At 68.9% G+C, this 12,679-nt stretch carries 14 protein-coding genes; 3 read left to right on the forward strand and 11 right to left on the reverse strand.

All coding sequences use genetic code 11. The features are described 5' to 3' along the window. Positions 1 to 3 precede the first annotated feature (3 nt). From rplB to rpsJ, 5 genes are read right to left on the reverse strand one after another with little or no spacing between them, the layout of a single operon-like run. Entirely contained in the window at positions 4 to 840 is an 837-nt protein-coding gene (gene rplB / locus ACH49X_RS23995) for a 50S ribosomal protein L2 (RefSeq protein WP_039795441.1), read from the reverse strand. Between the two features lie 33 nt (positions 841 to 873). Next, entirely contained in the window at positions 874 to 1,179 is a 306-nt protein-coding gene (gene rplW, locus ACH49X_RS24000; protein ID WP_011207266.1) for a 50S ribosomal protein L23, read from the reverse strand. Beyond that, positions 1,176 to 1,871: a 50S ribosomal protein L4 gene (rplD, locus tag ACH49X_RS24005; RefSeq protein ID WP_195080339.1), complete on the reverse strand. Its 696-nt coding sequence runs from the start codon at positions 1,869 to 1,871 to the stop codon at positions 1,176 to 1,178. The genes rplW and rplD overlap by 4 nt, the downstream gene beginning before the upstream one ends. Then, on the reverse strand, positions 1,868 to 2,533 hold the full coding sequence (gene rplC / locus ACH49X_RS24010; RefSeq protein WP_195080338.1) for a 50S ribosomal protein L3: 666 nt from the start codon (positions 2,531 to 2,533) through the stop codon (positions 1,868 to 1,870). The genes rplD and rplC overlap by 4 nt, the downstream gene beginning before the upstream one ends. 14 nt (positions 2,534 to 2,547) lie before the next feature. Continuing rightward, a complete protein-coding gene (gene rpsJ / locus ACH49X_RS24015) occupies positions 2,548 to 2,853 on the reverse strand; it encodes a 30S ribosomal protein S10 (protein ID WP_003938093.1) in 306 nt (101 codons plus the stop codon). A 437-nt stretch (positions 2,854 to 3,290) separates the two neighbouring features. Here rpsJ and ACH49X_RS24020 point away from each other — a divergent pair, with 437 nt between their 5' ends. After that, a complete protein-coding gene (locus tag ACH49X_RS24020; protein WP_195080337.1) occupies positions 3,291 to 3,767 on the forward strand; it encodes a hotdog fold domain-containing protein in 477 nt (158 codons plus the stop codon). 68 nt (positions 3,768 to 3,835) lie between these two features. Here the strand turns inward: ACH49X_RS24020 and ACH49X_RS24025 are convergent, their stop codons facing one another. The 3 genes from ACH49X_RS24025 to ACH49X_RS24035 are packed head-to-tail and all read right to left on the reverse strand — an operon-like array spanning position 3,836 to position 6,491. Then, positions 3,836 to 4,486 (reverse strand): ATP-binding cassette domain-containing protein, encoded by a 651-nt coding sequence (locus tag ACH49X_RS24025; protein WP_195080336.1) that lies wholly within the window; start codon positions 4,484 to 4,486, stop codon positions 3,836 to 3,838. 47 nt (positions 4,487 to 4,533) lie between these two features. Then, entirely contained in the window at positions 4,534 to 5,469 is a 936-nt protein-coding gene (locus ACH49X_RS24030; RefSeq protein ID WP_195080335.1) for an alpha/beta fold hydrolase, read from the reverse strand. A 17-nt stretch (positions 5,470 to 5,486) separates the two neighbouring features. After that, positions 5,487 to 6,491: an alpha/beta hydrolase family protein gene (locus ACH49X_RS24035; protein ID WP_195080334.1), complete on the reverse strand. Its 1,005-nt coding sequence runs from the start codon at positions 6,489 to 6,491 to the stop codon at positions 5,487 to 5,489. A gap of 235 nt (positions 6,492 to 6,726) precedes the next feature. Between ACH49X_RS24035 and ACH49X_RS24040 the strand changes: the two genes are divergently transcribed. After that, on the forward strand, positions 6,727 to 7,923 hold the full coding sequence (locus ACH49X_RS24040; protein ID WP_195080333.1) for a lycopene cyclase family protein: 1,197 nt from the start codon (positions 6,727 to 6,729) through the stop codon (positions 7,921 to 7,923). Positions 7,924 to 7,947: 24 nt separating this feature from the next. Here ACH49X_RS24040 and ACH49X_RS24045 read toward each other — a convergent pair whose 3' ends face one another. From ACH49X_RS24045 to ACH49X_RS24055, 3 genes are read right to left on the reverse strand one after another with little or no spacing between them, the layout of a single operon-like run. Then, entirely contained in the window at positions 7,948 to 8,826 is an 879-nt protein-coding gene (locus tag ACH49X_RS24045) for an ABC transporter permease (RefSeq protein ID WP_195080332.1), read from the reverse strand. After that, a complete protein-coding gene (locus ACH49X_RS24050) occupies positions 8,823 to 9,647 on the reverse strand; it encodes an ABC transporter permease (protein ID WP_195080331.1) in 825 nt (274 codons plus the stop codon). Before ACH49X_RS24050 ends, ACH49X_RS24045 begins: the two co-directional genes overlap by 4 nt. Next, positions 9,644 to 10,627, reverse strand: a complete 984-nt coding sequence (locus ACH49X_RS24055) for an ATP-binding cassette domain-containing protein (protein ID WP_159850590.1) — start codon at positions 10,625 to 10,627, stop codon at positions 9,644 to 9,646. Before ACH49X_RS24055 ends, ACH49X_RS24050 begins: the two co-directional genes overlap by 4 nt. Before the next feature lie 365 nt (positions 10,628 to 10,992). Here ACH49X_RS24055 and ACH49X_RS24060 point away from each other — a divergent pair, with 365 nt between their 5' ends. Beyond that, entirely contained in the window at positions 10,993 to 12,519 is a 1,527-nt protein-coding gene (locus ACH49X_RS24060) for an aldehyde dehydrogenase family protein (RefSeq protein ID WP_195080612.1), read from the forward strand. Positions 12,520 to 12,679: the final 160 nt, after the last annotated feature.

The following is a 12,679-nucleotide window of genomic DNA, read 5'->3' on the forward strand; positions in this document are numbered from 1 at the left end:
CCTTCAGCGCTTCTTGCCGGTCTTGCGACGGCGGACGATGAGCTTGTCGCTCGGACGGTTGGGCTTGCGGGTGCGGCCTTCCGGCTGACCCCACGGCGAGACCGGGTGGCGACCACCGGAGGTCTTGCCCTCACCACCACCATGCGGGTGGTCGACCGGGTTCATGACGACACCACGGACCGTGGGGCGGCGGCCCTTCCAGCGCATACGGCCGGCCTTGCCCCAGTTGATGTTCGACTGCTCGGCGTTGCCGACCTCGCCGACGGTGGCGCGGCAGCGCACGTCGACGCGACGGATCTCACCGGAGGGCATACGCAGCGTGGCGTAGGGGCCTTCCTTGCCCAGCAGCTGGATGCTCATGCCGGCCGAGCGGGCCAGCTTGGCGCCGCCGCCCGGACGCAGCTCCACCGCGTGGATGGTGGTACCGGTCGGGATGTTGCGCAGCGGCAGGTTGTTGCCCGGCTTGATGTCGGCCGTCGGGCCGGACTCGATGCGGGTGCCCTGTGTCACGCCCTTGGGGGCGATGATGTAGCGCTTCTCGCCGTCCACGAAGTGCAGCAGCGCGATGTTGGCGGTGCGGTTCGGGTCGTACTCGATGTGCGCGACCTTGGCCGGGATCCCGTCCTTGTCCAGGCGACGGAAGTCGATCAGGCGGTAGGCGCGCTTGTGCCCGCCACCGCGGTGCCGGGTGGTGATCCGGCCGTGGGCGTTGCGGCCGCCGGACTTGGTCAGCGGGCGCAGCAGCGACTTCTCCGGGGTCGACCGGGTGATCTCGGCGAAGTCCGAGACGCTGGAGCCGCGACGGCCCGGCGTAGTCGGCTTGTACTTACGGATTGCCATGAGTTCTTCTCTGCTTTCTGGACTCCCGGGCGCTTACGCGACCGGGCCTCCGAAGATCTCGATGGGCTTGCTGTCGGCCGAGATGGTCACGAGCGCGCGCTTGGTGTTCTTGCGCTTGCCGTAACCGAAGCGGGTCCGCTTGCGCTTGCCCTGACGGTTGGCGGTGTTGACGCTGGTCACCTTCACACCGAAGACCTTCTCCACGGCGATCTTGATCTGCGTCTTGTTCGAGTCCGGGTGCACCAGGAAGGTGTAGGTGCCTTCCTCGATCAGTCCGTAGGACTTCTCGGAGATGACCGGCGCCAGCAGAATGTCGCGGGGGTCGGCGATGGTGGTCACTTGCTCTCCTCCTGTGCAATCGCCGCAGTGTCTTGCGGAGACTCCGCGGGGCCGTGCACGAACGCGTTGAGCGCCTCGACGCTGAACACCACGTCGTCGCTGTTGAGCACGTCGTAGGTGTTGAGCTGGTCGGGAGCGATCGGGTGCACGTTCTGCAGGTTCGCCACGCTCTTCCACGCGGCGACGTCCTCGCGGCCCACCACGACCAGGAACTTCTTGCGGTCCGACAGCTCGGCCAGGAAGCTCTTGGCGGTCTTGGTGGACGGGGTCTGCCCGGCCACCAGTTCGGTGATCACGTGGATGCGCTCGTTGCGCGCCCGGTCGGACAGGGCGCCACGCAGGGCGGCGGCCTTCATCTTCTTGGGCAGGCGCTGGGTGTAGTCGCGCGGCTGCGGGCCGTGCACGGTGCCACCGCCGGTGAACTGCGGCGCGCGGGTCGAACCCTGGCGGGCGCGACCGGTGCCCTTCTGCCGGTACGGCTTCTTGCCGCCGCCGGAGACCTGGCCACGGGTCTTCGTCGCGTGCGTGCCCTGGCGGGCCGCGGCCTGCTGGGCCACGACGACCTGGTGCATCAGCGCGATGTTGGCGGTCACGTCGAAGATCTCCGCGGGGAGGTCGACGGTGCCGTTGGTCTTGCCGCCGATCTCCTTGACCGGCAGCGTCAGGTTGGCCTTCTTCTCGAGGCTCGTCATGCGTGCGCACCACCCTTCACGGCGCTCTTGACGATCACGACGCCGCCCTTGCGACCCGGGATCGCTCCCTTGATCAGCAGCAGGCCGTTCTCGGCGTCCACCTTGTGCACCGACAGGTTCTGCGTGGTGACCCGGTCGTTACCCATCCGGCCCGACATGCGCATGCCCTTGAACACGCGGCCGGGAGTGGCGCAGCCACCGATCGAACCCGGACGGCGGTGCACGGCCTGCGCACCGTGCGAGGCGCCCTGGCCACGGAAGCCGTGGCGCTTCATGGTGCCCGCGAAGCCCTTGCCCTTGCTGGTGCCGGTGACGTCGACGTAGGTGCCCTCTTCGAACACGTCGGCGTTGATCTCCTGGCCGACCTCGAAGGTGGAGGCGTCCGCGACGCGGATCTCGGCGACGTGGCGGCGCGGGGTGACCCCGGCCTTGGTGAACTGACCGGAGACCGGCTTGGTCACCTTGCGCGGGTCGATGGCGCCGAAGGCGACCTGGACGGCGCTGTAGCCGTCGCGCTCCACGGTGCGGATCTGGGTGACGACGTTCGGCCCGGCCTTGATGACGGTCACGGGCACGACACGGTTGTTGTCGTCGAAGACCTGGGTCATGCCGAGCTTGGTGCCCAGGATGCCGGCGGCAGGCCTGTTCTTGTTGTCAGTCATGTCTCGAGTCCCCGTCACTGAATGTTGACGTCGACGCTGGCCGGCAGGTCGATGCGCATGAGCGCGTCCACCGTCTTCGGCGTCGGGTCGAGGATGTCGATAAGGCGCTTGTGCGTACGCATCTCGAAGTGCTCGCGCGAGTCCTTGTACTTGTGCGGCGAACGGATGACGCAGTACACGTTCTTCTCGGTCGGCAACGGCACCGGGCCGACGACGCGTGCCCCGGTGCGGGTCACCGTCTCCACGATCTTGCGCGCCGAAGCGTCGATCGCCTCGTGGTCATAGGCCTTGAGCCTGATGCGGATCTTTTGTCCCGCCACGCTAAGTGTCCTTTTCTCCGCTTTCCTTCGTGATCCGAAGCCCGGCTACACCAGTCCTCTGGACCACCCTCATTTGCACAGCCCGAACACACGAAGACGTCCCACACGGTGGAGACCATGACCGGGCATGCCCGATCCTCGCCGCTGTTCATCTGTCATGGTTCTCCGGTCCACGCGGTCGGGCGTGTCGCCCGTCCGCTCATTCCTCGGCCTCGGATCGCAACGTATCTCAGACCTGGAACACTGTCCCGGACGTACCCACGCCAGAAACCCGGCGAGGTACACGATGGGTACTGCTCGCCCTGCCCGACCAGCAGTTTCACGGAGAAACAGGCATGGCCCGGTGCAAGGCAACCCGAACAGTATGCACGACCCCCGTGGGCCACTTCAAATCAGTGGGGCCCGAGACAAACTTACTTCTGAGTAAGATAGCCGCCATGACGAAAGAGACCGTGACCTATCGCGGCTGGAAGAAGCTGCCGGACAACCGGCTGGGACATGCCCTGTTCTCGCTGGGAATGGTGGCCAGGGTGCCGTACTTCGGTACCGTGCTGCCGAACGTGGTCCGGCTCGAACCGGGGTTGTGCGAGGTCACCTCGCCCAAATGGTTCGGCATCCACAACCATCTGGGCACTTTCCACGCCATCGCGGCGTGCAACCTGGCCGAGGTGGCGATGGGCATGCTCAGCGAGGCGACCGTGCCCGCGACGCACCGGTGGATCCCCAAGGCGATGAACGTGCGGTACCTGGCCAAGGCGGAGACCGGACTGCGGGCGGTCGCGAAGCTGGCCGAGATTCCCGACTTCGCGAGCATCACCGAGGGCCGCGAGCTGGTGGTGCCGGTGTCGATCTACGACAAGCACGGCTTGGAAGTGGTGCACGCCGATATCACGACCTGGGTCACGCCCAAGTAGTCACCGGCGACCCCCGCGCGGCCGGTCCCGCCGACGCTTCGGCTCCTACTGCGCGGGAGCGGGTTCGTTCACCCCGCGACGACACGGCCCCGATCGATGCGCAGGATGTGCTCGGCGCATCCGGCGAGATCGTCTTCCAGGCAAGCCGAGACGACGATCGTCATGTCCTGCCGCGCCAGAGCGCGCAGCATTCCGGCCAGGTAGCGACGGCCGTCGTCGTCCAAGTCGGCCATGGGATTGTCGAGCACGAGCGCCGTCGTACCGGCGGCGAGCGCTTTGGCCAGGCCGAGCCATTTCTTCTCGCTGCGGGACAGCCGCAGCACGGGCGTGGCCGAGGACGCCGCCAAGCGCGCGAGATGCAATGCCCGATCGACCAGTTCCTCGGCCGCGTCCCCGCTGTGCCCCGCGACCTTCGCCGAGAACTCCACCACCTCGGCGACCGACCAGGTCTCGCTGCCCTCGTACACGTCGGGGACCCAGCCGACCCTGGCGCGGACCGCCCACGGCTCGACGCTCGGATCCGCGTCCTCCACGCGCAGCCGCCCCCGGTGCGGCCGTAACTGGCCGGCGAGCATCGACAGCAGCGTCGTCTTCCCCGCGCCGTTCGGCCCGACCACCGCGGTGACCCGGCCCGCGGGGGCACGGAACGTCACGTCGTCGACCACCGCGACGCCGGCGTATTCGCGGCGCAGCCCGCTACAGGTGATGCCGAGGGCCACCGCGGTTCTCCATCTCGTCTCGTGATCTCATCCGGCCGCAGGTGCGCTCAGCAGGGCAGCGTCCGCCGATCTCCGGCCAGCGCGGAGAGCACGGCGGCGGTGGCGCGCGGGTCTTCGAGCATGCCGCTGTGGTCGGCCGCGTCGCCGGGGCATCCGTCCTGCAGCCACACGTTGCGGTCGGCGGGGGCGGGTGCGGCCAGCAGGGCGGTGTCCTGCGGCGTGATCACCTGGTCGGCGCGGGAGGCGATGGCCGTGTACCGGGGACCCGGCACGGTCTCGCCTCCCGCGTTCAGCCGGTTCAGCAGCGGTGACCCGACCACTTGCTGCTGCCCCGGAGTCCCGAAGACCTGGGCGGCGATCTGCGCGTCCCCCAAGCCGAGCGCGGCCAGGTCCGGATAGCCGGCGCGCAATCCGCCCCAGGTAGTGCCGCGATACGGGGTGCCGAGCGTCACCACCTGGGACACCGCATCGCCGCCGCGGGCGCGCAGATACTGCCGGATCACGGTGCCGCCGGTGGAGTGGCCGACCAGCGCCACCCGGCTCGCGCCCGTAGCCTCCCGCACGGACCGCACGACCTCGGCGAGCTCGCCCGCCATCCGGTCGATGTCGGCCACGCCGTAGACCGCGCGGCCCAGCAGTGCGGCGCCGATCGGCCCGATGCCGGTGGAACTGGAGCCGCTCTGCCCGCTCACCGCGTCGACCACGCCGGGCGCGGCGCCGATGTTCGCGGCGAACACGCAATGCCCCTCGGCTCGGATGGCGGGGGCGAGCAGCGGGAAGCTGCGGCCGATATCGGTGCCGGAGCCGTGCACGAGCACCACCGGCTCCGGTCGCGCCGGTGTCGGCTCGCAGGTCCAGTCGTTGGCGCCGTCCAGCGCCGGTGTCTCCGGTGCGGCGGCCGCGCTCGGCGCGTGGGACAGCGCCACGCAGGCCGCGGCCATCATGAGGCCGACGACGCGCGCGGCCCTGGTACGAACAGTCATCTCGAATTCCCGACCGATCAGATTCCCAATCCAGCGGCCAGCGTCGGCCAGGAATCCTTCAGCGCGTCCTCCCAGTAGCCCCAGGAATGAGTTCCTTCCGGGCGGAAGTTGTAGCGCGCGGGGATACCGAGGCTGTCGAGCCGGTCTTTCATGTTGTGTGAGCAGTAATTGGTGGCCGCTTCGATCACGCCGCCGACGACCAGTTGATTCGCGAAACCCCATGGGCCGTTCAGCGAGTATTTGCCGCCGTATCGGTCGTAGACGCCGGGCATGCCATTACCGCTGGCGATGTAGATGGATTTTCCGCGCAATCCCTCCGCCTGCACGTAAGGATCATTGGCCGCCCATTGCGGTGCGCCGGCGGGACCCCACATGTTGTCCAGCTCCGCCAGTCCCCATTCCTCGACGGTGAGCCGGACGAACTCGCGGCCGACCGGATCGCTGGTCTGCGCGCAACCGCTGTAGGCCGCGACGCTGGAGAACAACCCGCCCGTGGTCGCGGCGAGGGCGAGCGTCGTGGTCCCCGACATCGAGAAGCCCGCGAGCGCGTTGCGCCCGCTGGTCCCGAGGTACGCGTCGATGAGCGGGGGCAGTTCGCTGCTCAGGAAGGTGCGCCATTTCTGGCGGCCCAGTCTGGCGTCGTCCTTCTCCCAGTCCGCGTAGTAGCTGAACATGCCGCCGATCGGCGTGACCGCGTGCACGTTCTTGTCCGCGAGGAATTGCATGGCGTCGGTCTTCGTTGCCCAGGTGGAGCCGTCGACGCCACCGGCCGCGCCGAGCAGCAGATACAGCACCGGCCGTGGCACGCTCGTGTCCGCGGCGCGCTGCACCTCCACCGGAATGTCGATATCCATCGCGGCGGAATGCACCGTCAATGTCAGGCTCCGCGCATTGTGCTCCTGCACGGAAACAATGGAAGACTCCGCCGGCGCGGCCGAGGCCTGCGTCGAAATCATCGCCGACGCGGCGGCCACGGCGACGACCGCCGACAACATCAGCCGGCGGAGGTGGCTTCCTCTCATGACTCCCCTTATCCCGAATCCCGGTACGCCTCGCGTTCCGAGCTCAGGCTAGGGTCTGTCCCGAGCCGATTCACGACTGAAGTTGCTGGGCCACCAATTCTGGGGGCAGGCATCGAAAAGCGGAATTATCGTTGCTCCATATCGATCCGATCCCGAAATAGCGAGCCCCCGATTCCTTGGGCCCAGGAGCGCGGAATAGTTGCGCTGCCGTCGTCCCAACGGATTGAATGCCCGTATGGGTGTCAGCGCGGACCGGGAAGTCGATGTGTGCGTGGTCGGGCTCGGTCCCACCGGGCGGGCGCTCGCGCACCGCGCCATGAACGCCGGGCTGTCGGTGACCGCGATCGACCCACGCCCGGAACGGCTGTGGCCGCCCACCTTCTCCTGCTGGGTGGACGAGCTGCCGCGATGGCTGCCCGCCACGGCGATCGCGACGACCATCCCGGCGCCGACGGTATGGACGAAGACCGAGCATCGCATCGAGCGTCCCTACTGCGTGCTGTCCAAACCGGGCCTGCGGGCGGCACTGCCGCTCGATGACGCCACCGTCGTCGCGGGCCGCGCCACGCGGGTGGACGCGCACGAGGTCGAACTCGCCGACGGCGCGGTGCACCGGGCGGCGGCGGTGTTCGACGCCCGTGGGCTGCCCTCGCTGGGACGCCGCAGGGCGGCGAGCGCGCACGGCATCTTCGTCGACGCCGAGACCGCCGCCCCGATGATCACCGAGGGCGAGGGCTTGCTGCTGGACTGGCGGCCGGAGAACGGCGCGGGCCCGGACGAGCCGCCGTCGTTCCTCTACGCGGTGCCGCTCGGCGACGGCACGGTGATCTTCGAGGAGACCAGCCTCGGTCTCCGGGGCGGCATGCCGCAGCACGAACTGCGTAAACGCACGCTCGCGCGGCTGGCCGCGCACGGCATCCGGCTCAACGGCGCCGAACCGAGCGAGGCGGCGCACTACCCGCTGGACCAGCCGCCGCCGCGCAGAGGCGAGGCGCGCGCGATTCCGTTCGGTTCGCGCGGCGGCATGATGCACCCGTGCACCGGCTACAGCGTCGCCGACTCGTTGGCGCTGGTGGACACCGCGGTCGCCGCGCTGATGGAAGGCCGCGACCCGATCGCCGCGCTCTGGCCGCCGCGCGCGCGACTGGTGTATTGGATGCGGATGCGCGGCCTCTACGGCCTCGGCAGGCTCACCACCGAGCAGTCCGTCGCCATGTTCGACGCGTTCTTCAGCGCGTCACCGCGCGGTCAGCGCGCTCTGCTGTCCGCCCACGACGACTACGCGGCGCTCGGCGCGGTGCTGTTCAACACGGTCGCGCACACCTGGCCGTTCCGCTGGCGCTACGACCTGGTCGGCTGGACCAACCGCGACCGCTGGCTGGACTACGACTTCGCCGAACCGCGGGAAGACGTCGTGCGCCGGATTGGCTGACCCGGCGGACGGCGACGTGGGTGGTTACGGCCCCGTCTCCGCGGCCCGCCGGTAACCCCTGATCGCGGGGTAGGCGAAGACGACGATCATCCCGATCGTCCAAGCCAGCGTCTCGAGCAGCGGGTCGGCGACCGCGCCGCCGTAGGACAACCCGCGCATCGCGTCGATCGCGCAACTCATCGGCTGATGCGCCACCACGTCCTGCAACCAGATCGGGTAGGCGAAGACCGGAACGAAACCCGAGTTGAAGAACATCAGCAGCGTGCTGATCATGCCGATGATGTTCACCAGCATGACGCCCTCGGACACGGTGGCCAGCGCGGTGACCAGCACGGCGAACGCCACCCCGAACAGCACCGGGATGCCGATCAGCGCCAGCCCCGCGAGCGGACCCTGCTCGAATCGGAAGCCGAGCAGCAGACCGACGGCGACGACGAACACCGTGGTCACCAGGACCCGGATGGCCTCGGCGAGCAACCGGCCGGTGAAGCCCGCCGCGCGGTGCACCGGCATCGTCCAGAACCGGCCGAGCAATCCGGTCATCTTCTCGGTCTTGAAGCCGAGTGCGCTGACCACCGCGCCGGACATCGCCGCGACCAGCGTCAGCAACGGGACCGTCCCGTACACGGCGGGCATGCCGGTCGCACCGGAGACGGGCTTGTTCAGCACGATGTAGAACATCACCAAGGTGAGCGCGGGATACACCAGCGTCTGGATGGTCGTCGCCGGATCACGCGCCCAGACCAGCAGCAGCCGCTTGCACTGGATCAGGCTCTGCACCACCCAGGTGACCAGCGAACCTTCCGGCTTCGCCCGGACCACGGGCAGCGGTTCGCTCGCGCGCACCTCCGCCTGCTCGGCCTGCGGCGCGGTGCGCTCCACGGTCGATTCCACCGAACTCATGACCGCCTCACACTCGCCCAGATCGCCAACGGGGTGAACACCGCCGCCAGCCCGATCAACCACACCAGCGGCACCCACAGCACCTGCCAGGTCACGCCGTCGGCCGCCATATCGCGCAACGCGAAGGAGAACTGGGAGATCGGCTGATTGCGCACGAACGGGCGAATCCATTCCGGGAAGTTGCGCTCGGGCACGAACCCGCAGGAAAGCATGCCGAAAATCAGCGTCGGCAGGGTCAGCGCCTGACTCAGCGACTCCGGGCTCTTGGTCAGACTGCCGAGCCCGTCTGCGCCGATCGCGAGCACCGTGCCGACCGCGAGGGAGAACGCGCAGAACAGCACGGCCTGGCCGGTGCCAGCGACGAAGCGGAAGCCGATCAGGTGCCCGAACAGCACCGCGGCGGTGAGCGAGGTCACCGAGCGGACCAGCCCGGCGCAGATGCGCGAGGTGAACGGCACCAGCGTCCCGATCGGCATGGTCTGCAGGCGGGTGCTCAGGCCGGTCATCGCCTCGAACGCGGCCAGCTGCGCGTTCGACATCATGGTGAAGGCCATGGTCTGCAACACGATGATCGGCATGACGTACTGGGCGTAGTCGACGCCCTGGATCTTCATCACATAGCGCAACGGCAGATAGAAGCCGAGGGTGAAGATCAGCGGCGTGACCGCGGCGACGATCAGCTCGCCCTTGGTCGCCATGGTGCGCACGATGCGGCCGGTCAGCGCGCGCCACTGCGCGAACGACGACAGCCGCGCCGCGGGCAGCTCGGCGAACAAGGTCACGTCGGCTCGGACGTGCTCCGGGGCGGTCGCAGCGGTCACGCTCGCCCGCCCGAGTGGCCGGTGATGGACAGGAACACGTCGTCGAGCGAGGGACGGCGCAGCGCGATGTCGGCCAGTTCCACGCCGGCGCTGTCGAGCCTGCGCAACGCCTCGGTCAGCGTGGCGGCTCCCTCCGGCGCCGGGATGGACAGCCGGTCACCGCCGTCGATGTCGGCCAGCACCGCGGGCGGCACCAGGTCGCCGAGGGCATAGGCGGCGGTGCGCAGCTTCTTCTGGTCCAGGGGGACGACCTCGCAGTAGCTGCCGCCGGTCTTCTCCTTGAGTTCGTCGGCGGTGCCCTCCGCGATCACCGTGCCCTTGTCGATGACGATGATGTTGTCGCTGAGCACGTCGGCTTCCTCCAGGTACTGCGTGGTCAGCAGCACCGTGATGCCCTGGGTCTTGAGCGCGGTCACCAGATCCCATACGCCCTGCCTGCTGCGCGGGTCCAGACCGGTGGTCGGCTCGTCCAGGAACACCACCTCGGGACGCACCACCAGGCCGCAGGCGATGTCCACGCGGCGGCGCATACCGCCCGAGTAGTGGCGCACGGCGCGGCGGCCCGCGCTCACCAGATCGAATTCCTCCAGCAGGGTGTCGGCGCGCTTGCGGGCCGCGGACTTGCCCAGGCCCATCAGCCTGCCGAACAGCTCCAGGTTCTCCCGGCCGGAGAGGTTCTCGTCCAGCGCCGCGTACTGACCGGTCATCATGATCGATCGGCGCACGCCCGCCGGGTCCTTCAGCACGTCGTGCCCGGCGACGACGGCGGTGCCCGAATCGGGGCGCAGCAGCGTGGACAGCACCTTCACCATGGTCGTCTTGCCCGCGCCGTTGGGCCCTAGGATGCCGAGCACGGAGGCGCGTTCGGCGACGAAGCTGACGCCCTGCAGCGCATGCACATCGCCGAACGACTTGCGGACGTCCGCTACCCGGACCGCAGGCTCACTCGCATGCGAATCTGCTTGGTTGGAACTCGGCATCAACTCTCCACTATCGGCCGGTGCGGCGACCAGGTCGCCCAGAGCGCAGGCGCACGCTCGGATTGGTGATCCGTCGCGCTCGGCGTGATGTTACCGGCCCGATCGCCCGGACTTCCGCGTCGCGTGAGGTACCCGCACCGAGGCACGCCCATTGTGTCCTTACTCACATTTCTCGCTGCCCGTTCGCCAGGCGAAGAATCGGCGCTGGTGAGCGCGATCCGGTACGGACGCCGAGCCGCGGCCGAGCCTTGTCGGTCCGCTGCGCGAGACCATAGTCTGCTTTGCGGGGGAAAACACTCACTCGTCCGCGGCTGTGGCCCCACTCAGCGGTCCGCAGGCTGGTTTCGACACTGCGAGAGGTGATCATGGCCGAGTCCGCGCAGTCACGGTTGGCGGCGCGTCCGGGCGGAACGGGCCCTGCGAACGTCCTGACGTCCTATGATCCGCGCACCGGCGAGGTCGTGGGCAACTACGCCGTGATGAGCGCGAGCGAACTGAATCGCGCGGTGCGCGCGGCCCGATCCGCCGAAAAGTGGTGGGCCGAACTCGGATTCAGCAGTCGCAAGCGGTGGCTGCTGGACTGGAAACGCGAGATCGCCCGGCGCTCCGGCGAATTGGTCACCCTACTGTGCGAGGAGACCGGCAAGCCGGTGGCCGACGCCGCGATCGAGGTGATGCTCGCGGTGGAGGACCTGGACTGGGCCGCGCGCAACGCGGGTCGCGCGCTGGGCAGGCGGCGCATCGGTTCCAACTGGCTCACCCGCAATCAGCGCGCCTCGGTCGGTTATCTGCCGCTGGGCGTCGTCGGAGTGCTCGGCCCGTGGAACAACCCGGTATTCACCCCGATGGGTTCGATCGCCTATGCGATGGCGGCGGGCAACGCCGTGGTGTTCAAGCCGCACGAGCTGACCACCGGCGTCGGCGTGTGGCTGGCCGACAGCTGGTCGCGGCTCGCGCCGAACCAGCCGGTGCTGCAAGTGGTCACGGGAGACAAGGCCACCGGGACCGCGCTGTGCCGGGCGAAGCTCGACAAGATCGCCTACGCCGGTTCCGAGGCGGGCGCGCGCGAGGTGATCTCGGTGTGCGCGCAGACCATGACGCCGGTCGTCGTCGAGCGCAGCGGCAAGGGCAGCATGGTCGTGCACGTCGACGCCAAGCTGGACGACGCCGCCGAGGCCGCCGTGTTCGGCGCGATGGCCAACGCCGGGCAGAACGCCACCGGCATCCAGCGCGCCTACGTCGCCCAGTCGGTCTACGACCGCTTCCTGGACCTGGTCGCGGACCAGGCGCGCAAGCTGCGGCCGGGCGCGGACCGGAAGGCGTCCTACGGCCCGATGATCATGGAGTCACAGGTCGAGGTGGTGCGCAGGCAGGTGCGCGACGCGGTGGCGCGCGGCGGCCGCGCGGTGGTCGGCGGGCTCGACTCCATCCGCGATCCCTACATCGAGCCGATCGTGCTGGCCGAGGTGCCCGAGGAGAGCATCGCGATCACCGGCGAGGGCATCGGCCCGGTGCTGATCGTGAACAAGGTGGCGAGCATGGACGAGGCCGCCGAGCGGATCAACGCGGTGGGCACCGACGTCGCGGTGTCGGTGTTCACCAGGGACGTGCACGAGATCGAAGCGTTCGCCGAGCAACTGCGCGTCGGTGTGGTGACCATCAACTCCTCGACCGCCTACGCGGGCATCCCCGCGCTGCCCTTCGGCGGCGTGGGCGAATACGGCCAGGGCCACAGCCACGGCGACCAGGGGCTGCGCGAGTTCAGCCGGACCCTGGCCATCACCCGCAAGCGGTACCAGGCGCCGGTGAACCTGTCCACGTTCGATCGGCACCCACGCCACCTCCGCCTGGCCAGGACGATCTTCCGCATCCGGCACGGCCGCCGCCCCTGAGCGCAGGGCTAGGCGCGCTTCCGGCTTTCGCGGACTACTACGGCCCCGTGCGCGTCGTATTCCACCCGCTCGAACGTGGCGAAGCCCAACTCGTTCAACGCTTTCAGCGCGGTGTGTGAGTTGTAGTTGTTGGTCCCGCCGACGCTTGCCTGCCCTCCCG

Origin of the sequence: Nocardia sp. NPDC019323 (genome assembly GCF_044389845.1) — a bacterium.
Lineage (GTDB): Bacteria > Actinomycetota > Actinomycetes > Mycobacteriales > Mycobacteriaceae > Nocardia > Nocardia implantans.